This is a genomic window from Sporosarcina luteola, from assembly GCF_023715245.1.
Taxonomy (GTDB): Bacteria; Bacillota; Bacilli; order Bacillales_A; family Planococcaceae; genus Sporosarcina; species Sporosarcina luteola_C.
The window spans coordinates 171,714-190,716 of sequence record NZ_JAMBNV010000002.1 but is presented as its reverse complement, the minus strand read 5'-3'; the positions used below and the strand labels follow the sequence as shown (position 1 = coordinate 190,716).

Annotated in this window: 28 protein-coding genes and 1 riboswitch; of the genes, 27 read left to right on the top strand and 1 reads right to left on the bottom strand. The window is 45.2% G+C overall.

Annotated features, from left to right (window positions below; all coding sequences use genetic code 11):
* Positions 1–2 precede the first annotated feature (2 nt).
* The 26 genes from rpsH to M3152_RS12320 all read left to right on the top strand — a co-directional run bounded on the left by rpsH (position 3) and on the right by M3152_RS12320 (position 17,442).
* Positions 3–401 carry a 30S ribosomal protein S8 gene (gene rpsH, locus M3152_RS12445; protein WP_147057440.1) on the top strand — a complete coding sequence of 133 codons (399 nt, stop codon included), beginning with the start codon at positions 3–5 and terminating at the stop codon, positions 399–401.
* A gap of 30 nt (positions 402–431) precedes the next feature.
* A complete protein-coding gene (rplF, locus tag M3152_RS12440; RefSeq protein ID WP_251695509.1) occupies positions 432–971 on the top strand; it encodes a 50S ribosomal protein L6 in 540 nt (179 codons plus the stop codon).
* 34 nt (positions 972–1,005) lie between these two features.
* Complete coding sequence (rplR, locus tag M3152_RS12435; RefSeq protein WP_251627892.1) at positions 1,006–1,368, top strand: 50S ribosomal protein L18; 363 nt, start codon at positions 1,006–1,008, stop codon at positions 1,366–1,368.
* A 22-nt stretch (positions 1,369–1,390) separates the two neighbouring features.
* Positions 1,391–1,891: a 30S ribosomal protein S5 gene (gene rpsE / locus M3152_RS12430; protein WP_060203444.1), complete on the top strand. Its 501-nt coding sequence runs from the start codon at positions 1,391–1,393 to the stop codon at positions 1,889–1,891.
* A 13-nt stretch (positions 1,892–1,904) separates the two neighbouring features.
* The gene (gene rpmD / locus M3152_RS12425; protein ID WP_251695508.1) at positions 1,905–2,087 is read left to right on the top strand and encodes a 50S ribosomal protein L30; all 183 of its coding nucleotides are present in this window, start codon (positions 1,905–1,907) and stop codon (positions 2,085–2,087) included.
* 33 nt (positions 2,088–2,120) lie between these two features.
* Positions 2,121–2,561: a 50S ribosomal protein L15 gene (gene rplO, locus M3152_RS12420; protein WP_251627893.1), complete on the top strand. Its 441-nt coding sequence runs from the start codon at positions 2,121–2,123 to the stop codon at positions 2,559–2,561.
* Entirely contained in the window at positions 2,561–3,853 is a 1,293-nt protein-coding gene (gene secY, locus M3152_RS12415) for a preprotein translocase subunit SecY (protein ID WP_251695507.1), read from the top strand. The genes rplO and secY overlap by 1 nt, the downstream gene beginning before the upstream one ends.
* Before the next feature lie 63 nt (positions 3,854–3,916).
* A complete protein-coding gene (locus M3152_RS12410; protein WP_251695506.1) occupies positions 3,917–4,570 on the top strand; it encodes an adenylate kinase in 654 nt (217 codons plus the stop codon).
* On the top strand, positions 4,567–4,998 hold the full coding sequence (locus M3152_RS12405; RefSeq protein WP_251695505.1) for a hypothetical protein: 432 nt from the start codon (positions 4,567–4,569) through the stop codon (positions 4,996–4,998). The genes M3152_RS12410 and M3152_RS12405 overlap by 4 nt, the downstream gene beginning before the upstream one ends.
* The gene (gene infA / locus M3152_RS12400) at positions 4,998–5,216 is read left to right on the top strand and encodes a translation initiation factor IF-1 (RefSeq protein WP_060203457.1); all 219 of its coding nucleotides are present in this window, start codon (positions 4,998–5,000) and stop codon (positions 5,214–5,216) included. Before M3152_RS12405 ends, infA begins: the two co-directional genes overlap by 1 nt.
* Before the next feature lie 40 nt (positions 5,217–5,256).
* Entirely contained in the window at positions 5,257–5,370 is a 114-nt protein-coding gene (gene rpmJ, locus M3152_RS12395; protein WP_076758849.1) for a 50S ribosomal protein L36, read from the top strand.
* A 24-nt stretch (positions 5,371–5,394) separates the two neighbouring features.
* Entirely contained in the window at positions 5,395–5,760 is a 366-nt protein-coding gene (gene rpsM / locus M3152_RS12390; RefSeq protein ID WP_251627901.1) for a 30S ribosomal protein S13, read from the top strand.
* Between the two features lie 25 nt (positions 5,761–5,785).
* A complete protein-coding gene (gene rpsK / locus M3152_RS12385; RefSeq protein WP_009499031.1) occupies positions 5,786–6,175 on the top strand; it encodes a 30S ribosomal protein S11 in 390 nt (129 codons plus the stop codon).
* Between the two features lie 136 nt (positions 6,176–6,311).
* The gene (locus M3152_RS12380; protein ID WP_251627903.1) at positions 6,312–7,256 is read left to right on the top strand and encodes a DNA-directed RNA polymerase subunit alpha; all 945 of its coding nucleotides are present in this window, start codon (positions 6,312–6,314) and stop codon (positions 7,254–7,256) included.
* 28 nt (positions 7,257–7,284) lie between these two features.
* Complete coding sequence (rplQ, locus tag M3152_RS12375; protein WP_251627905.1) at positions 7,285–7,665, top strand: 50S ribosomal protein L17; 381 nt, start codon at positions 7,285–7,287, stop codon at positions 7,663–7,665.
* A gap of 290 nt (positions 7,666–7,955) precedes the next feature.
* Positions 7,956–8,801, top strand: coding sequence for an energy-coupling factor ABC transporter ATP-binding protein (locus M3152_RS12370; protein WP_251695504.1), 846 nt, complete (start codon positions 7,956–7,958; stop codon positions 8,799–8,801).
* A complete protein-coding gene (locus tag M3152_RS12365; RefSeq protein ID WP_251695503.1) occupies positions 8,777–9,646 on the top strand; it encodes an energy-coupling factor ABC transporter ATP-binding protein in 870 nt (289 codons plus the stop codon). The genes M3152_RS12370 and M3152_RS12365 overlap by 25 nt, the downstream gene beginning before the upstream one ends.
* On the top strand, positions 9,646–10,449 hold the full coding sequence (locus M3152_RS12360) for an energy-coupling factor transporter transmembrane component T family protein (RefSeq protein ID WP_251695502.1): 804 nt from the start codon (positions 9,646–9,648) through the stop codon (positions 10,447–10,449). The genes M3152_RS12365 and M3152_RS12360 overlap by 1 nt, the downstream gene beginning before the upstream one ends.
* A 1-nt stretch (position 10,450) precedes the next feature.
* Entirely contained in the window at positions 10,451–11,191 is a 741-nt protein-coding gene (truA, locus tag M3152_RS12355) for a tRNA pseudouridine(38-40) synthase TruA (RefSeq protein WP_251695501.1), read from the top strand.
* Between the two features lie 173 nt (positions 11,192–11,364).
* Positions 11,365–11,802, top strand: a complete 438-nt coding sequence (gene rplM, locus M3152_RS12350) for a 50S ribosomal protein L13 (RefSeq protein WP_251695500.1) — start codon at positions 11,365–11,367, stop codon at positions 11,800–11,802.
* A gap of 19 nt (positions 11,803–11,821) precedes the next feature.
* Complete coding sequence (gene rpsI / locus M3152_RS12345; protein WP_251627916.1) at positions 11,822–12,214, top strand: 30S ribosomal protein S9; 393 nt, start codon at positions 11,822–11,824, stop codon at positions 12,212–12,214.
* A 229-nt stretch (positions 12,215–12,443) separates the two neighbouring features.
* A riboswitch (purine riboswitch) is annotated at positions 12,444–12,545 on the top strand.
* A gap of 179 nt (positions 12,546–12,724) precedes the next feature.
* The gene (locus tag M3152_RS12340; protein WP_251695499.1) at positions 12,725–13,684 is read left to right on the top strand and encodes a nucleoside hydrolase; all 960 of its coding nucleotides are present in this window, start codon (positions 12,725–12,727) and stop codon (positions 13,682–13,684) included.
* A gap of 43 nt (positions 13,685–13,727) precedes the next feature.
* Complete coding sequence (locus tag M3152_RS12335; RefSeq protein WP_251695498.1) at positions 13,728–14,942, top strand: NupC/NupG family nucleoside CNT transporter; 1,215 nt, start codon at positions 13,728–13,730, stop codon at positions 14,940–14,942.
* A gap of 81 nt (positions 14,943–15,023) precedes the next feature.
* On the top strand, positions 15,024–15,320 hold the full coding sequence (locus M3152_RS12330; RefSeq protein ID WP_251695497.1) for a rhodanese-like domain-containing protein: 297 nt from the start codon (positions 15,024–15,026) through the stop codon (positions 15,318–15,320).
* A gap of 271 nt (positions 15,321–15,591) precedes the next feature.
* Positions 15,592–16,305, top strand: coding sequence for an N-acetylmuramoyl-L-alanine amidase (locus M3152_RS12325; RefSeq protein ID WP_251695496.1), 714 nt, complete (start codon positions 15,592–15,594; stop codon positions 16,303–16,305).
* A gap of 78 nt (positions 16,306–16,383) precedes the next feature.
* The gene (locus M3152_RS12320; RefSeq protein ID WP_251695495.1) at positions 16,384–17,442 is read left to right on the top strand and encodes an Mrp/NBP35 family ATP-binding protein; all 1,059 of its coding nucleotides are present in this window, start codon (positions 16,384–16,386) and stop codon (positions 17,440–17,442) included.
* A 105-nt stretch (positions 17,443–17,547) separates the two neighbouring features.
* Here the strand turns inward: M3152_RS12320 and gerD are convergent, their stop codons facing one another.
* Positions 17,548–18,165 carry a spore germination lipoprotein GerD gene (gene gerD, locus M3152_RS12315; protein WP_316044309.1) on the bottom strand — a complete coding sequence of 206 codons (618 nt, stop codon included), beginning with the start codon at positions 18,163–18,165 and terminating at the stop codon, positions 17,548–17,550.
* Positions 18,166–18,306: 141 nt separating this feature from the next.
* Here gerD and M3152_RS12310 point away from each other — a divergent pair, with 141 nt between their 5' ends.
* Positions 18,307–18,975 carry a KinB-signaling pathway activation protein gene (locus M3152_RS12310; RefSeq protein WP_251695494.1) on the top strand — a complete coding sequence of 223 codons (669 nt, stop codon included), beginning with the start codon at positions 18,307–18,309 and terminating at the stop codon, positions 18,973–18,975.
* Positions 18,976–19,003 lie beyond the last annotated feature (28 nt).

Below are 19,003 nucleotides of genomic sequence, written 5' to 3'. Positions count from 1 at the left end.
GAATGACAATGAGTGATCCGATCGCAGATATGCTTACACGCATCCGTAACGCGAACATGGTTCGTCACGAGAAGCTTGAGGTACCTGCTTCAAATATGAAAAAAGAAATCGCTGAAATCTTGAAACGTGAAGGTTTCGTCCGCGATGTTGAATATGTGGAAGATAGCAAACAAGGCATTATCCGCATTTTCCTTAAATATGGTCAAAACAACGAGCGTGTTATCACTGGTCTTAAACGTATATCAAAACCTGGTCTTCGTGTTTATGCTAAAACAAATGAAGTTCCTAAAGTTTTGAATGGCCTTGGTATCGCCCTTGTATCCACGTCGAACGGTCTCCTTACTGACAAGGAAGCACGCGCGAAACAAGTAGGCGGAGAAGTCGTAGCTTACGTTTGGTAATCTGTAACAATTGAATGGAGGTGCAATAGGATGTCCCGAATTGGTAAACGTCCGATCGAGGTACCTGAAAACGTGACAGTTACTATCTCTGATAACAACGAAGTCACTGTTAAAGGCCCGAAAGGCGAACTTACAAATACATTTAACACTGATATTAAAATCGAACAGGAAGGCAACGTCATCACTTTGACTCGCCCATCTGAATCGAAAGAACACCGTTCCATCCACGGAACTACTCGTTCCCTTCTGGACAATATGGTAACTGGTGTATCAAAAGGTTTTGAACGTACACTTGAACTTGTCGGGGTTGGTTACCGTGCACAGCTTCAAGGCACAAAGCTTGTATTGAACGTAGGTTACTCCCACCCGGTTGAGTTTACACCGGAAGAAGGAGTTACAGTTGAAGTACCTGCTAACACGAAAATCATCGTTCGCGGTATCAACAAAGAGCGCGTCGGTGCATTGGCTTCTAACATTCGTAAAGTACGTCCACCTGAGCCGTATAAAGGTAAAGGTATTAAGTACGAAGGCGAAATTATCCGTCGTAAAGAAGGAAAAACAGGTAAATAATGCCGCGTAAAGGCATTCGGAAGGAGTGACCACGATGATCACGAAACAAGATAAGAACGCTGTCCGCAAAAAACGTCACGCACGTGTGCGTACGAAGATCAGCGGAACTCCAGCGCGTCCACGCTTGAATGTTTATCGTTCAAACAAACATATCTATGCACAACTAATCGACGATATGAATGGCGTTACGATTGCTAGTGCTTCCACTATGGATAAAGGGTTCGATATGGACTCTAAGGCGAATGCTGAAGCAGCAGCTAAAGTCGGCGAGATGATCGCGAAGAAAGCCGTTGAAAAGGATGTCAAATCGGTTGTTTTCGACCGTGGCGGATACCTATTCCACGGCCGTGTGAAAGCTCTTGCAGACGCAGCACGCGAAAATGGACTTGAATTTTAATTAAGAAGGAGGGACATATTTCATGCGTCGTAATGATCAGAATAGAAGTGAATTCGAAGAACGCGTAGTAACGATCAACCGCGTAGCGAAAGTGGTAAAGGGTGGACGTCGTTTCCGCTTCACAGCACTTGTCGTTGTCGGCGATAAAAACGGCCGCGTCGGTTTTGGAACAGGGAAAGCGCAAGAGGTTCCTGATGCTATCCGTAAAGCAATCGAAGATGCGAAGAAGAACTTGATCGAAGTGCCAATGGTTAAAGGAACGACTCCACACGAAATTATTGGACGTTTCGGTGCAGGTCAAATCCTTATCAAACCGGCAGCACCTGGTACAGGAGTAATCGCCGGAGGACCTGTCCGTGCGGTACTTGAACTTGCAGGAATCACGGATATCCTTTCAAAATCCTTGGGATCAAGCACACCGATCAACATGGTACGTGCAACAATTGAAGGATTGAAGAATTTGAAACGCGCTGAAGAGGTTGCTAAATTGCGCGGTAAATCCGTAGAAGAACTGTTAGGTTAAGGGGGGAAACAATATGGCGAACAAACTTGAAATCACCCTTACGAAAAGTGTAATCGGCTCAAAGCCAGCACAACGTAAAACAGTTGAAGCTCTCGGTCTGCGTAAGTTGAATCAGACAGTTGAACATCAAGACAACGTAGCAATCCGTGGCATGATCAGCAAGGTTAGCCACTTAGTCACTGTTAAAGAACAATAATGCACATTTTCGATATAAGGAGGTGCCGATAAGATGAAATTACACGATATGAAGCCAGCTGAAGGCGCACGTAAAGCACGTAAACGCATTGGTCGTGGAATCGGTTCCGGTACAGGTAAAACTTCCGGTAAAGGTCATAAAGGACAAAACGCTCGCTCCGGCGGCGGTGTCCGTCTTGGATTCGAGGGTGGACAAATTCCACTTTTCCAACGACTTCCGAAGCGTGGATTTACGAATATCAATCGTAAAGAATATGCAATCGTGAATTTGGACGTACTGAACCGTTTTGACGAAGGTACCGAAGTTTCGCCTGAATTGCTAATTGAAACTGGAATCGTGAGCAATGAAAAATCAGGAATTAAGATTCTTGGAAATGGGACTCTTGAAAAAAAGATTACTGTCAAAGCTCATAAATTCTCTGCTTCTGCTAAAGAAGCGATCGAGAAAGCGGGCGGGCAAGCAGAGGTGATTTAATGTTTCAGACAATCTCCAACTTTATGCGCGTTAGAGATATTCGGTCTAAAATCATTTTCACACTAGTAGTGCTCATCGTATTCAGACTCGGTGCATTTGTGCCGGTCCCAAACGTTGATGCAACAGCTTTGCAACAATCAAACAACCAATTCATCGGATTTCTAAACATATTCGGCGGTGGCGCGTTATCGCAGTTCTCCATTTTTGCAATGGGAATCATGCCGTACATCACCGCTTCCATCATTGTGCAATTATTGCAGATGGATGTTGTTCCGAAATTCACTGAATGGGCGAAGCAAGGGGATGTCGGAAGACGGAAGCTTGCTCAGTTCACAAGATATTTCACAGTCGTCCTCGCCTTTATTCAAGCGATTGCCATGTCATTCGGCTTTAACCAAATGTTTGGTGGCACGCTTATCCTTGGCGAAGGGATCTCCACATATGTGATGATCGCGATTGTTTTAACTGCCGGTACATCATTCCTGCTTTGGCTTGGTGAGCAGATCACCGCAAAAGGAGTCGGTAATGGTATTTCCATTATCATCTTCGCGGGTATCGTTGCAGCTATTCCGAATGCAGTGAACCAACTCTATGCAACACAAATTCAAGATGCGGGAGACGCGTTGTTCATTCGTCTTGCTATGATGGCATTATTGTTGATCGTCATCATTGCGATCATCGTCGGAGTCGTTTATGTACAGGAAGCGCTCCGTAAAATTCCGATTCAGTACGCAAAACGTATGACAGGTCGTCAACAGACGACGGCCGGACAACAAACGCACTTACCATTGAAATTGAATGCTGCAGGTGTTATCCCGGTAATCTTCGCTGTGGCGTTTTTCATCACTCCTCAGCAATTGAGTGCATTTTTCGGTGATAATAGTGTTACAAAATTCATTACACGGACGTTTGACTACAATCAACCGGTCGGGATGATCATTTATGTAGCACTGATCCTTGCTTTCACATATTTCTACGCATTCATTCAGGTGAATCCGGAGAATATGGCAGATAACCTGAAAAAGCAAGGCGCGTATATCCCAGGCATCCGTCCAGGACAAAATACGCAAAACTATTTAACGAGCACTTTGTACAGACTAACATTTGTTGGCTCGCTCTTCCTTGCCACAATAGCAGTCATGCCGATTTTCTTCATCAATTTGGCGAACCTTCCACAGTCCGCTCAAATCGGAGGAACTAGCTTGCTCATCGTCGTCGGGGTTGCACTTGAAACGATGAAACAGCTTGAATCACAACTCGTGAAGAGGCATTACAAAGGGTTCATGAAATAATATTTTGAATAGGCGCGCCCCTTGGTGAGCTCCTGTTTTAAATAATTACGGAGGGCAAGACGTATGAATATCGTATTAATGGGTCTGCCGGGTGCCGGTAAAGGTACGCAAGCAGATAAAATTGTCGAAAAGTACGAAATCCCTCATATTTCTACAGGCGATATGTTCCGTGCTGCGATTGCAGAAGGCACGGAACTTGGAGTCAAAGCAAAATCGTTCATGGATCAAGGTGCTCTTGTTCCTGATGAAGTGACAATTGGCATTGTGCGTGAACGACTAAGCAAATCGGATTGTGATAACGGATTCCTACTTGATGGTTTTCCGCGTACAGTTCCTCAGGCAGAAGCATTGGATGCACTGCTTTCGGAGATGGGCAGGAAGATTGAGCATGTTCTCAACATCAAAGTAGAAAAAGAAGAACTTATCGCAAGATTGACCGGTCGCAGAATATGTAAAGTATGCGGCACATCCTACCATTTGCAATTCAACCCGCCAAAGGTTGAAGGCAAATGTGATAAGGATGGCGGAGAACTTTATCAGCGGGCGGACGACAATCCGGAAACTGTAACTAACCGTCTGGAAGTAAATATGAATCAAACAGCACCACTATTGGCGTATTACAACGACAAAGGCGTGCTGACAAACATAGATGGACAAAAAGACATCAATGTTGTTTTCAATGATCTGGACGCTATCCTACAAGAGAGTGGCCAGTGATCCTTTCCGGACGCAATTCATGCACGCCATATTGCGGGCAGCATCACACTGTTGCACGGAAAGAGCATATGATTAACGAGCTGCAAAGGCATATGGTGCCCGGTATAGGAACTGGTGATAATCCATTGGCGACACTGTTTCGGGACTTTGTAAATGCAAATATCCGCCGAGGTGGGTATAATGTAAAAGGTGTCCGGAACCATGTGGCGAAAATGGAACGCACCAACGGCAATCCTGTCGTTTGTGTCTTTTCCGACGCGATTTTCCACAACAAGAGTCGGGGACTGACTTACGGGAAACGAAGTGTGACAGACGTCTTTCGAACATCACTCATGCAATCCGGACATATGTTGAAGGAAGCTTTGAAGGCGACTGCTGCCGCTCGATGGTTAAGAGCTTTATTGGATATAGAAGGGAGACAGGATTGATGGCGAAGGACGACGTAATTGAAGTTGAAGGTACCGTAGTCGAAACGTTGCCGAACGCGATGTTCAAGGTGGAATTGGAAAACGGTCATACGATTCTTGCACATGTTTCTGGCAAGATCCGTATGCACTTTATCCGCATCCTGCCTGGCGACAAAGTGACGATGGAACTCTCACCTTATGATTTAACACGCGGTCGTATCACATACCGTTTTAAATAAAACTTTTGCAACTCCGGAATATTGAAGGAGGTTGGGTAAGATGAAAGTAAGGCCATCTGTAAAACCGATCTGCGAAAAATGTAAAGTTATTCGCAGACGCGGCCGAGTAATGGTAATCTGTGAAAATCCAAAACATAAACAAAGACAAGGCTAATACAAAGGGAGGTGCACAATCTATATGGCACGTATTGCTGGTGTAGACGTACCGCGCGATAAGCGCGTAGTCATTTCATTGACATACATTTTTGGAATTGGGAAAACAACTGCACAGAAGGTCCTAGCTGGAGCTGGCGTTTCTGAAGAAACACGGGTTCGTGATCTTACTGATGCTGAACTTGATAAAATCCGTGAGCAAATCGACGCTTTGAAAGTTGAAGGGGACCTTCGTCGTGAAACTTCCCTTAACATCAAACGTTTGATGGAAATCGGTAGCTTCCGTGGAATCCGTCACCGTCGTGGATTACCTGTTCGTGGACAAAACACGAAAAACAACGCACGTACACGTAAAGGTCCTAAACGGACTGTCGCTAACAAGAAGAAATAATAGGTAAAGGAGGTTTTTCGTAGACATGGCACGTAAACAACAAACTCGTAAACGTCGTGTGAAAAAGAATATTGAAACTGGTATTGCACATATCCGTTCGACGTTCAACAATACAATCGTAACGATCACTGATAGTCATGGGAATGCTCTTTCTTGGTCCAGTGCTGGTGCACTAGGATTCAGAGGATCCCGTAAATCAACTCCGTTTGCTGCACAAATGGCTGCTGAAACTGCTGCCAAAACTGCTATGGAGCATGGCTTAAAGTCTTTGGAGGTTACTGTTAAAGGACCGGGTGCTGGTCGTGAAGCTGCAATCCGTTCACTACAAGCTGCAGGTCTTGAAGTAACTGCAATCAGAGACGTAACACCGGTTCCGCATAACGGATGCCGCCCACCGAAACGTCGTCGTGTATAATGGTTTGTTCTCCAATTGATTGAAAAGCACAATTTTTGGTAAAACTGAATTGTGTGATTGCATTTTGATTTCTTTTGATAATCGATTTCAATATGGAACGGCCTATATACTAGACGTTTTGAAGGAGGGTAAATGAATGATCGAGATTGAAAAACCGAAGATTGAAACAGTTATGATCAGCGAAGATTCCAAGTTCGGTAAATTTATTATTGAACCATTGGAGCGTGGATACGGAAACACTTTAGGGAATTCCTTGCGCCGCGTGCTTCTTTCCTCATTGCCAGGAGCTGCCGTGACATCTATCCAGATCGACGGAGTTCTTCATGAATTCTCTACAATTGAAGGTGTCGTCGAAGACGTTGCAACAATTATTTTGAATGTGAAGAAACTTGCTCTCAAAATCTATTCGGATGATGAGAAAGTGATTGAAATAGATGTAAAAGGCGAAGGAACGGTTACTGCAGCGGATATCACCCATGACAGTGATGTTGAAGTGCTTAATCCGGATCTTCAAATCGCTACACTAGGCAAGAATGGTCATTTGCGTATGCGGATGTATGCTGTTCGGGGCCGAGGGTATGCACCTTCCGATCAAAACAAACGTGAGGATCTTGCGATTGGTGTTATTCCGATCGACTCTATTTACACTCCAGTTTCACGCGTCAATTTCCAAGTAGAGAATACTCGTGTAGGTCAAAGCACTAACTTTGATAAGTTGACGTTTGACATTTGGACAGATGGAAGCATCGGTCCAAAAGAAGCTGTTTCGCTCGGAGCAAAAATCCTGACGGAGCATCTGAATATATTCGTCGGCATGACTGACGAAGCACAAACTGCTGAAATCATGGTGGAAAAAGAAGAAGACCAGAAAGAGAAAGTTCTTGAGATGACTATCGAAGAGCTTGATCTATCAGTCCGTTCATATAACTGCCTGAAACGTGCAGGCATCAATACAGTACTTGAACTTGCTAATAAGTCCGAGGACGAAATGATGAAAGTGCGCAACCTTGGCCGTAAATCACTTGAAGAAGTGAAGGCGAAATTGGACGAGTTGAACCTCGGGTTACGCTCGGAAGATTAATCAACTAGATTGAAGGAGGGAAACTTCTATGGGTTACAGAAAACTTGGACGTACAAGTTCACAACGTAAAGCAATGCTTCGCGACTTGGCGACAGACCTAATCGTGCATGAGCGCATCCAAACGACAGAAGCGCGTGCGAAAGAATTACGTTCAGTCGTTGAAAAGATGATCACGCTTGGTAAACGCGGTGACTTGCATGCACGTCGTCAAGCAGCACAATTCATTCGTCGTGAGTTGGTAACAACTGCGGATGAAGAAGGTAATGAGAAAGAAATCTATGCAATTCAAAAGCTATTCGATAACGTTGCACCACGTTACGCAGATCGTCAAGGCGGTTATACGCGTATCATGAAAATGGGACCACGTCGCGGAGACGGAGCACCTGTTGTCGTTATTGAGTTAGTTTAATTACTAAATACAAACAACCGAGGGTGTGTCTGTCATACGCACAGCCACGCCCTTTTCTTATCTATATGATTTATACGACAATATTAAAAGCTGAGTGTTATGATCGACGGTTCAGCCGATCGGTCTAGCTCTACGCATCTCATCCGCTGATCCGGATTGAGCACCCGGCATCAGAATAGAATGGAGCGCATTTCTTCGGATGAGGTGCGCGCTTTTTTTATTTGTTCAGAGAAAAAATTGTAGAATTCAGTTGTTTCATACATAATCAGTAAAACCCGGAGGTGACATATGTGAAGGAAATTTTGTCGTTGGATCACGTGTCCTATTCATACGAGTCGGAAGATGGCGTAACGCGGAGAGCGGTTGACGATGTCAATTTCACCGTGAATGACGGTGAATGGATTGCTATCGTCGGTCATAATGGCTCAGGAAAATCGACGTTGGCGAAGCTGATGATCGGTCTTTTGTTTCCAGAGGAAGGTAAAGTGAAAGTCTTCCTGGAGGAGCTGAACGCGGACAACTTATGGGAAATCCGTTCGGACATCGGAATCGTCTTTCAAAATCCGGATAATCAATTCGTCGGCTCGACTGTTCAGGACGATGTTGCATTCGCTTTGGAGAACAATGGCATCCCTTTCGAGGAAATGGTGCCACGTGTCCACGAATCGCTTGCTCAAGTGAACATGGAAGGATTTCTGGATCATGAGCCTCATCATCTATCCGGTGGACAAAAACAGCGTGTGGCAATTGCGGGGGCACTTGCGATGCGTCCCAGACTGCTTATTTTGGATGAGGCGACTTCCATGCTTGATCCGCAAGGGCGCGATGAGGTGATCCAAGTCGTTGATGAACTTAAGCGGGCAACGGGGCTCACGGTCATTTCCATTACACATGATTTGGAAGAAGTGCTATTGGCTGATAGGGTCATAGTAATGAATGATGGGAAGTTGTTGTTGACAGGCAAGCCTGAGGAGATTTTTGCTCATGGAGATAAGCTGGAGTCAATTGGGTTGGATTTGCCTTTCGCTGCAAGACTATCGCGTTCGTTGCGCCAGGCAGGAGTCGGGATACAAGGGGAACATATGACGGAAGAAGAGTTGGTGAATGAATTATGGACATCTCACTTCAACAAGTAGGCTATTCGTATGCAAAAGGCACGCCTTTTGAAAAACGGGCCCTTTACGAGGTGAATGCTTCGATACGGACAGGATCGTACACGGCGATCATCGGACATACAGGATCAGGCAAATCGACGTTGCTTCTCCATTTAAACGGTTTATTGAAACCGACTGAAGGTGTAGTGCGTGTCGGAGATGTTAGCATCACCGCTGACACGAAGGCGAAAGAGCTGAAAAAGATCCGTCGGCACGTCGGCATCGTGTTCCAATTTCCTGAACATCAGCTCTTTGAGGAAACAGTGGAAAAGGATATCATGTTCGGTCCGCTGAATTTCGGGATCCCCGAAGAAGAGGCTAGGCAGCGTGCCCATGAATTGATCCGACTGTTGGGATTGCCTGAAGACGTTGCACAGAAGTCGCCGTTCGATTTATCGGGGGGACAGATGCGACGTGTGGCGATTGCCGGCGTCCTTGCATTCAAGCCGTCAGTCCTCATTTTGGACGAACCGACGGCCGGACTCGATCCGCGTGGACGGAAAGAAATTATGGAGCTGTTTACCAAATTGCATAAAGAGGAAGGCTTGACGACCATCCTCGTCACTCACAGCATGGAGGATGCCGCTAGATACGCGGATCAGGTCCTCGTCATGCATGAGGGGCGTTCTGTTATGGCTGGAGCGCCTGAGGAAGTGTTCGGGGATGTTGACCGACTAAAGTCTTTCCGGCTCGGCTTGCCGCGTTCTGTGGCGTTTCAGCATAAAGTGGAGAAGCTATTTGGCAAGCGATTTGGAACGCTGGCACTGACGGAAGAGCAGCTTGCTAAGACAATTGCAGAAGCTCTGAAGGAAGAAGGTGAGCGATAATGTTGGAGAAGATGATTTTCGGCCGATACGTGCCGGGAAATTCATTCGTCCATCGGCTGGATCCGAGATCGAAGCTGCTGTTCGTCTTCTTGTTCATCGTAGCGGTCTTTCTAGCTAACAATACGGCGACGTACGCTTTGCTATTGGCTTTCACATTGCTCGTCATTTCTATTGCGCGCATCCGGCTCTATTTCCTGTTCAACGGATTGAAGCCGATTCTCTTCCTAATCATATTCACATTGCTCATGCACTTCATTTTCACTAAAGAAGGTGCATTGCTGATCGATTGGAAGTTCCTCAAAATTTACGAAGAAGGCGTCAGGCAGGGGATTTACATTTCCATCCGCTTCCTCGTGCTTGTCTTGATGACAACCATATTAACGTTGACAACGTCCCCCATTTCCATCACGGACGGAATGGAGACGCTGTTGAATCCTTTAAAGCGTATTAAATTGCCTGTCCACGAGCTTGCATTAATGATGTCGATTTCCCTTCGCTTCATCCCTACATTGATGGATGAAACCGATAAGATATTAAAAGCGCAGCTCGCACGTGGTTCCGATTTGACGAGCGGGACTGTCAAAGAAAGGATCCGGGCGGTCGTTCCTCTTCTTGTCCCTCTTTTCGTCAGCGCGTTCAAACGGGCGGAGGACCTCGCAATCGCAATGGAAGTGAGAGGCTACCGCGGCGGAGAGGGCAGGACGAGGTACCGTCAATTGAATTGGCAATGGCGTGATACAGTGGTCATCATTCTCTTCCTCTTTTTAGTCGCCGCTCTTATTTGGCTAAGAGGAGGGAACTGAGATGAGACGTGTTAAAGCCACAGTAGCTTATGACGGTACAGACTACGCTGGATATCAGTTCCAACCGAATATGCGGACAGTGCAGTCCGTCATTGACAAGGCGCTTGTGAAGCTCCACAAAGACAGTTCCATCCACTCTGTCGCAAGTGGCAGAACGGACGCAGGTGTGCATGCATGGGGCCAAGTAATCCATTTTGACACACCACTAGAGCTGCCGCTTGATCGCTGGCAAATGGCGCTGAATGTTTTATTGCCTAAAGACGTACGGATCGTCAAAACGGAATTTGTAAATGACGATTTCCATGCGCGCTATTCGGCAACAGGTAAAACGTATATGTATAAATGGTCGTCCAGTGAAGTGCAGAGTCCCTTTGAACGCAATTATGCAGTCCATTTGGGGAAGTGGCGGCCGGATGTCACTAGGATGCGCGAGGCTGCCGAGTATTTAATTGGTACGCATGATTTCACGAGTTTCTGTTCGTCAAAGACTGCTACGTCGAACAAAGTGCGGACAGTCAGGGAATTGACGGTTGCACAACAGGGCGAAGAGCTGATCATGACGATTGAAGGCGACGGTTTTCTGTACAACATGGTACGGACAATTGCCGGTATGCTTTTTGCAGTCGGCATCGGTTGGAACGAGCCGCAAGACATGAAGGAAATCCTTGAGGCGAAGGACCGGAAAAGGGCTGGCAAAACGGCGCCAGCACACGGTTTGTACTTGATGAATGTCACGTACTAGACCCGTGTCAACTTTTCCTGGCGTTTTCTAACAAAACGCTTGACTTATGAACGTATTCAATATAAGATGATAAATGGTATTTCAATAACCCCACAATAAGCCCCGGAAAGTTTATTTGTGTTTAGGGATAGAGAAAACGGAACAGATTTGATATTTTTAGGAGGAAACAATACATGCGTACAACATTCATGGCTAAAGGTCACGAAGTAGAGCGTAAATGGCTCGTTGTCGACGCTGAAGGACAGACGCTTGGTCGTCTAGCTTCTGAAGTTGCATCAATTTTGCGCGGCAAAAACAAACCTACGTTCACACCACACGTTGACACTGGCGATCACGTTATCATCATCAACGCTGAGAAAATCCATTTGACTGGGAATAAATTAAAAGATAAAATCTACTATCGCCACTCTGGCTATACTGGTAATCTTAAACAACGTACTGCGCTTGAAATGCGTACGAACTATCCAACTAAAATGTTGGAACTTGCGATTAAAGGGATGCTTCCAAAAGGCCCACTTGGTCGTCAAACATTCAAGAAACTTCATGTCTATGCTGGACCGGAACATCCACATACGGCACAAAAACCAGAAGCATACGAGCTTCGTGGATAATTAAGAGGAGGAAACACTTTTGGCACAAGTACAATATATCGGCACTGGCCGTCGTAAAAGCTCAGTAGCTCGTGTACGTCTCGTACCTGGTGAAGGCAAAATTGTCGTCAACAACCGTGACGTAGAAGACTACGTACCATTCGAAACACTTCGTGAAGTGATCAAACAACCACTTGTAGCTACTGAAACACTTGGCAGCTATGACATCCATGTAAACGTCCACGGCGGCGGTTACACAGGTCAAGCAGGCGCAATCCGCCACGGCGTAGCACGCGCTCTACTTACTGTAGACCCTGACTTCCGCGGTACTTTGAAATCTGCTGGTTTGCTTACACGTGACTCACGCATGAAAGAACGTAAAAAATACGGTCTTAAAGGCGCGCGTCGTGCACCTCAGTTCTCAAAACGTTAATCTACGAATATTTACAACCCTTTCCCGAGTTTTCAGGAAAGGGTTTTTTGTTTGGAGATTTTGGAATCATGTAGTTTGTAGTTTGCTTTTATGAAGTCTTCTTTACTTTGAAAGTGTAAACACGAAGAATGATTTATCAAAATAAAATAACATTCGTGTTTTCGTTGACCGGCTTACAGTTTTTATGCTATAAATGTAAAGTGAAAAAACAACTTCACAAACTGTGTGATAATTTTATTTTAATAATAAATGTATATGCTTGGGAATATGGCTCAAGCGTTTCTACCTGGTAACCGTAAACTACCGGACTACATGAAAAACTGACTGGAAACATTTTTGTTCCATTGTTTTTCGTGAATCGGTAAACCGGATAGGTAGAATCTATCTGGTTTTTTGTATTTCATCCAGAAAAGAAATTGCCGGAAGAAGCATATGAATAGCTTCCCGCTAATAACGGGAGACTAATCTAAAGTGATTCAAACAAATATTTATTCTAGAGGATGGGACAGCATGACGAAAAAACCTATTTATTTCAACCACGACGGTGGAGTCGACGACCTTATATCTTTATTCTTATTGCTTCGAATGGATAATGTCGAACTGACAGGCGTATCTGTCATTCCGGCGGATTGTTATTTAGAGCCGGCTGTTTATGCAAGTCGGAAAATAATCGACCGCTTCGGGAATGGTGTTAGCCTCGATGTAGCAGAATCGAACTCTCGCGGGAAAAATCCTTTTCCGAAAGACTGGAGGATGCATGCATTTCTTGTAGATGCACTGCCAATTCTAAATGAATCTGGGAAAGTTGTTACGCCCGTGGCGGAGAAGCCGGCACATCTTCATATGATCGATGCGATTCGGAATACTTCAGAAAAGACCACTTTATTATTTACAGGCCCACTTACTGACCTCGCTCGTGCATTGGACGTAGCGCCGGATATTGAAGAGAAAATCGAAAGACTTGTTTTCATGGGTGGCACTTTCCGTGAAGATGGGAATGTTCATGAGCCAGAACATGATGGTACAGCTGAGTGGAATGTGTTTTGGGATCCGGAAGCAGCGGCTCGCGTATGGGAAACAAACATCGAAATAGATTTAGTCGCGCTTGAAAGTACAAACCAGGTGCCACTAACTTTGGATGTGCGTGAACGTTGGGCAAGGGAACGCAACTATATCGGGGTCGACTTTCTCGGTCAATGTTATGCAATGGTTCCGCCGCTCGTCCACTTTAAAACAAATTCCACGTACTATTTATGGGATGTGTTAACAACAGCATTTCTTGGAAAAACAGATCTTGTTAAAGTAAAATCGGTCAATAGTATTGTCATTCCGGATGGACCAAGTCAGGGTCGGACAGTGGAAACACCTGACGGACGCCCAGTAAATGTTGTTTATGATGTGAATCGAGACGCATTCTTCGATTACATTACGGAATTGGCAAAGCAGGTGAGTGGAGAAAACTCCAAATAAAAACGATTAATCAACATGATTTTAATATGATAGGAGAGATACTATGCAATACATCTGGGGAATTGGCGGCATCATTGGGATATTAGCGATTGCATGGTGCCTATCAACAGCAAGAAAGTCCATTAATCCGAGAACTGTTTTTGGGGCTTTGGCCATCCAAATTATTTTCGGATTTATGGTGTTAAAATGGGAGTTCGGAAGAAAAATCTTGGAATACATTTCTGGAATTGTCCAAAAAGTAATCGACTCCTCCAATGAAGGAATTCAATTCTTATTTGGAGGAGTACTAGGGGCAGAAGGTGCAGGCTTCACCTTTGCATTTCAAGTGTTGCCCATTATCATTTTCTTTGCTTCCTTAGTATCGGTACTTTATTATTTAGGAATTATGCAATTCTTGACGAAAATCCTTGGTGGCCTTTTGGCGAAGGCCCTCAAGACGAGTGAAACCGAATCGATGTCGGCTGCTGCCAATATTTTTCTCGGACCGACGGAAGCCCCATTAGTCGTAAAACCTTATATTGAAAAAATGACTAGATCAGAGTTGTTTGCGGTAATGGTAGGAGGCCTGGCCTGCGTGTCAGGTGCCGTGTTAGGCGGTTACGCCATGTTAGGGGTTCCTATCGAATATTTGTTGGCGGCAGCTTTCATGGGTGCTCCGGCTGGATTATTATTTGCGAAAATCATCGTTCCTCAAACGGTACAGTTGAACGAAACAGAAGATGTTCAAATGGTAAAAGACACAGAATCCAAAAACGTCATCGATGCGGCTTCACGCGGGGCGATGGATGGATTGAAAATAGCGGTTGGTGTAGGTGCGATGTTAATCGCGTTTATCTCTCTCATTTACTTGATTAACCTAATCACCGGAGCAATTGGCGGGTTCTTTGGATTTGAATCGTTAACGCTTGAAAAAATATTAGGGTATCTTTTCTTCCCAATCGCCTTCCTCATTGGTGTTCCTTGGGAGGAAGCATTGCAAGCCGGTTCATTTATCGGACAAAAATTCATACTGAACGAATTCGTTGCCTATACTTCTTTTGCATCTGAAATAGCGAATCTGTCACCTAAGAGCGTCGCGATGATCAGCTTTGCACTATGCGGCTTCGCAAATCTTTCAGCGCTTGCTATGTTAATTGGCGGTTTAGGTGGAATGGCCCCTTCAAGAAGACAAGACATCGCGGAGATGGGATTACGTGCAATCATCGCTGCGACACTAGCCAATCTCACGAGTGCAGCTATTGCGGGGATGTTAATTTAATTTCCACTGGAGTTCAAAATATTGGACTGAAGATCCCTCACCCCTATAATATGAAGGGAATGAACAAGAGGAGGAATCGGCATGAAGGAAATGACTACAACTGAACTCCAGAAGCAGTTGGAAAACGGTGAAACAGTTAATATGATTGATGTCCGGGAAGAAGATGAAGTTGAACAAGGTATGATTCCAGGTGCAATCCATATTCCATTAGGGGAAGTTCCGGAGCGTTTGGAAGAGCTCGAAAAGGCTGCACCATATGTGCTCATTTGCCGGTCGGGCGGGCGCAGTGGGCGTGCAGCAGAGTTCTTAGAGGCAAAAGGATATGACGTGACCAATATGGTCGGCGGCATGCTGGACTGGCAAGGGGACGTTGAATAAGCATTGTGTAAAAAGAGCCGAATCGGCTCTTTTTTTGTTGTATGCGTTATAAGTGAGGAGGGCTCAAAGATGGACAGGGTCCATTCTTTCGCATTCAGGGTCCATTCATTCCAGCAAGGGTCCATTCTTTCGTGTTCAGGGTCCATTCATTCCAGCAAGGGTCTATTCTTTCGCGTTCAAGGTCCATTCATGCTGTTCATCTGAAATGTAATACAAGCATTCATATCTTCGCTAAAGTCTGCGTATAGTGGAGGAAAAAGGCGGTGTGAGATTGAAACGATGGCTTATCATCGGGTTATTATTTGCGAGTTCCCTTCTTGTAGTGCTTTACGGTGTGAATGCCTCGGACAGAGGATTCTTCATGCCTGAACAGCTTGGGGGAATGAAGATTCTCATTGATCCTGGGCACGGTGGATTGGATGGGGGAGCGTCAGTTGGAGAAGTAGTAGAGAGGGATATTACCTTAAGCATTGCACATGAGTTGAAGAAAAGGCTTGAAAAGAAGGGTGCAATGGTTGTCATGACCCGTGAGAAGGAAGGAGACGCCATTGCGGAACATGCACCAAGTGATAAGTTTGGAACGATTCGGCAAAGGAAGATGGCTGATTTGAAACTGCGTGAAAGTATCGCTATCGACGAGGAACCCGACATCTTCCTCAGTGTCCACGTGAATGCAATTCCAGAACAAAGATGGCGGGGCTCTCAAGTATTTTATCATGCGGAAGGACATCCCGGAGGCGAGCTGTTAGCCAAGTCAATTCAAGGGTCTTTCGTAACGAATCTACAAAACACCGAGCGAGAAGCCATGGCGATTAAAGGGGTTTATTTATTGAAAAAGGTTCCAATGCCTTCAGTACTTATAGAAACCGGCTTCATCTCCAATCCTGAAGAACGGGCATTGTTGATGGATCCTGCGTACCGGGGGAAAGTGGCAGATGCGATTGTGGAAGGAATTATTCAATTTCAACTATCGGAAAAACAATGAAAGTAAATTCCGACTTTGAAGAAGGGGCAATATGGTATACTTAGGGAAGAATGAATAAATCTCTAAGGGGTGGCCATATTGATAAACGAACAAATTATCCGTGATGTTGTAGGCGAGTTGAAGGATCCGTTTTTACATAAAACACTTGCGGAAACAGATGGAATTGTCAGCATATCGGTTAAACCGGAGAAGAAGCATGTCAGTGTAAAATTGGCCATCGCTAAAGTCAACACGGCGGAGCAAATGAACTTGCAGACGAAAGTGGTTGAAGTGATAAAGGCGGCCGGGGCGGATTCAGTCGGAATCCGATTTGAGGAGCTTCCGCCCGAGACGCTTGAAAAGTTCCGTGGCACTGCGACGGAGGCGGAAGCACAGGACCTGCTGTCACCGTTAAATGATATTGAATTCATTTCGATTGCATCCGGGAAAGGCGGAGTCGGTAAGTCGACCGTTTCCGTGAACTTGGCGGTTGCGCTCGCTCGTCTCGGGAAAAAGGTCGGATTGATCGATGCGGATATTTACGGATTCAGTGTGCCGGATATGATGGGCATTACCGAATTGCCGGTAATCCGTGAAGACCGAATTATTCCGGTGGAGCGTTTTGGCGTGAAAGTAATTTCCATGGGGTTCTTTGTAGAAGATAACGCTCCGGTCGTATGGCGCGGACCGATGCTCGGGAAAGTGCTAGATCAGTTCTTCCGGGATGTGGACTGGGGTCCCTTGGATTACCTCATCTTGGATTTGCCACCTGGAACAGGAGACGTTGCGCTTGATATCCATCAAATGATTCCTTCCTCCAAAGAAATTGTTGTTACTACGCCTCATCCAACTGCTGCATTCGTAGCAGCGCGTGCAGGTGCAATGGCGCTCCAAACGGATCATACGTTACTAGGTGTCATTGAAAACATGGCATGGTTTGAATCGAAGCTGTCTAACGAAAAGGAATATGTCTTCGGACAAGGGGGAGGCACGCGGTTGGCGGAGGAATTACGCACCGAGCTTTTAGGTCAAATCCCACTTGGGCAGCCCGATTGGAATGAAACAGATTTCGCGCCTTCCGTTTATGCGGAGCATCATCCGATTGGTCAAACATACACAGAAATTGCAAAGGCAGTTATCGACAAAACAAATAAATAAAGGAAAACGAACAATCAATGGGGCTCAGCTCACTCTCCCATTGACTGTTCGTTTTTTAATCCGACGTGGAGGTTTAAAATGTACTGAGGGGTGCGGGTAGTGACGTCATTTTCCACCGCCACCGCCGCCACCTTCACCACCGCCACCCTCACCGCCACCGCCACCGGATTCACCGCCGCCGCCCTTCTCGGTTGGCGCTACTTCACCAGCTTTAAGGATCAGTTCCTGCCATTTTGCTTTGAGCAATGGACTGTTAATCGTTTCCTCAATAGATTTCTCCATCTGTTTTTTCATATCCGTTGATTGCAATATGGTTTCCATCTGCTTTTGCATATCTGGCTGGCCGAAAAACTCCACCATTTCTTTTTGAAAAGAAGAGTCGTTAATTAACTTCGACATGATATCCTGCTGCTGATCTTTCATGCTTTTTGCAATTTTTTCGGTGAATTTCGGGTCTTCAAATGCTTGTTTCCAAAAATCCTCGCCTTTTTTAGACAATAACGTATCCTCGATGGATTTCTTCACTTCCGGCTGCTCCAGCACCATCAATTCCCTGAACTCGGGGTCGGAAAGCATTTTCCGGACAGCTTTTTTTCCATCATCCGTTTGCAAGGCATCCGTCATCATCTTCTTCATTTCATCGTAGTTCGGTCCTTGCTGTTGCATGCTGCAGCCCGATAAGAGTATGGCCAGTACAAGTAAATGAACCCATTTTTTCATCATGAGATCAATTTCCCTTCCGATTGCATTTTCAATTATTGTTCACAATATGAAGAGGAATATGCATTAGTCATTCAAGGAAATAGATTTTTTGGCAAAACGTTGATACACTATTGAGAGCAATTAAAATGGGGGAACAGTATCGTGACCATACGAAATTGGGTTAAATTCTTTTTTACTGCATTGATAATTGGAGGAGTTGTCACGGGCATCCTAGGATTGATCGTCCGTTGGGAATTCTTTTCACAATATTTATCTGCCGGAGAATATATAGAGTTTCTTAGCGCTTTATTATGGATGATCTTTCTCGGGTTCACTATGAGTGTCGTTGCACAAATGGGTTTTTTCGCCTATTTAACTGTGCATCAATTCGGCGTGAACTTATTTAAGACATTGACATTATGGAACTGGGTGCAGCTGCTGATCATCGCGGTTGTCATCTTTGACCTCGTGTTTTTCAGATTTAAATTAACGGCAGGGGAAACAGGGCGGACGGTACTCTATTTGACATTGCTGTTTTCCTTACTTGCAGTGTCCATCGTCACAGCGTATTTTAAAGCGAAATGGACAAAAAAGCACACACTCATTTCAGCATTGTTTTTCATGATTGTCATTACGACACTTGAATGGCTGCCAGCTTTGATGGTCCGGTCGGGCAATATTGATTCATGGGTGACAATTTTATTATTCCCACTTCTCGCGGTAAATGCCTACCAGCTTCTTATGCTGCCGAAGTATAACCGTCAATCCGATGAGGATAAAGCGAGACTTGACGCACGTAAACAAGCGCGTAAAACGGCAAAAGCGAAATGATGAAAAGCGCAGTTCCTCACTTGAATGG

Bases quoted from the DNA above. Each gene is read 5' to 3' on its own strand.
- rpsH (WP_147057440.1), top strand. From the start codon at position 3: ATGACAATGAGTGATCCGATCGCAGATATGCTTACACGCATCCGTAAC.
- rplF (WP_251695509.1), top strand. From the start codon at position 432: ATGTCCCGAATTGGTAAACGTCCGATCGAGGTACCTGAAAACGTGACA.
- rplR (WP_251627892.1), top strand. From the start codon at position 1,006: ATGATCACGAAACAAGATAAGAACGCTGTCCGCAAAAAACGTCACGCA.
- rpsE (WP_060203444.1), top strand. From the start codon at position 1,391: ATGCGTCGTAATGATCAGAATAGAAGTGAATTCGAAGAACGCGTAGTA.
- rpmD (WP_251695508.1), top strand. From the start codon at position 1,905: ATGGCGAACAAACTTGAAATCACCCTTACGAAAAGTGTAATCGGCTCA.
- rplO (WP_251627893.1), top strand. From the start codon at position 2,121: ATGAAATTACACGATATGAAGCCAGCTGAAGGCGCACGTAAAGCACGT.
- secY (WP_251695507.1), top strand. From the start codon at position 2,561: ATGTTTCAGACAATCTCCAACTTTATGCGCGTTAGAGATATTCGGTCT.
- M3152_RS12410 (WP_251695506.1), top strand. From the start codon at position 3,917: ATGAATATCGTATTAATGGGTCTGCCGGGTGCCGGTAAAGGTACGCAA.
- infA (WP_060203457.1), top strand. From the start codon at position 4,998: ATGGCGAAGGACGACGTAATTGAAGTTGAAGGTACCGTAGTCGAAACG.
- rpmJ (WP_076758849.1), top strand. From the start codon at position 5,257: ATGAAAGTAAGGCCATCTGTAAAACCGATCTGCGAAAAATGTAAAGTT.
- rpsM (WP_251627901.1), top strand. From the start codon at position 5,395: ATGGCACGTATTGCTGGTGTAGACGTACCGCGCGATAAGCGCGTAGTC.
- rpsK (WP_009499031.1), top strand. From the start codon at position 5,786: ATGGCACGTAAACAACAAACTCGTAAACGTCGTGTGAAAAAGAATATT.
- M3152_RS12380 (WP_251627903.1), top strand. From the start codon at position 6,312: ATGATCGAGATTGAAAAACCGAAGATTGAAACAGTTATGATCAGCGAA.
- rplQ (WP_251627905.1), top strand. From the start codon at position 7,285: ATGGGTTACAGAAAACTTGGACGTACAAGTTCACAACGTAAAGCAATG.
- M3152_RS12365 (WP_251695503.1), top strand. From the start codon at position 8,777: ATGGACATCTCACTTCAACAAGTAGGCTATTCGTATGCAAAAGGCACG.
- M3152_RS12360 (WP_251695502.1), top strand. From the start codon at position 9,646: ATGTTGGAGAAGATGATTTTCGGCCGATACGTGCCGGGAAATTCATTC.
- truA (WP_251695501.1), top strand. From the start codon at position 10,451: ATGAGACGTGTTAAAGCCACAGTAGCTTATGACGGTACAGACTACGCT.
- rplM (WP_251695500.1), top strand. From the start codon at position 11,365: ATGCGTACAACATTCATGGCTAAAGGTCACGAAGTAGAGCGTAAATGG.
- M3152_RS12340 (WP_251695499.1), top strand. From the start codon at position 12,725: ATGACGAAAAAACCTATTTATTTCAACCACGACGGTGGAGTCGACGAC.
- M3152_RS12335 (WP_251695498.1), top strand. From the start codon at position 13,728: ATGCAATACATCTGGGGAATTGGCGGCATCATTGGGATATTAGCGATT.
- M3152_RS12330 (WP_251695497.1), top strand. From the start codon at position 15,024: ATGAAGGAAATGACTACAACTGAACTCCAGAAGCAGTTGGAAAACGGT.
- gerD (WP_316044309.1), bottom strand. From the start codon at position 18,165: ATGATGAAAAAATGGGTTCATTTACTTGTACTGGCCATACTCTTATCG.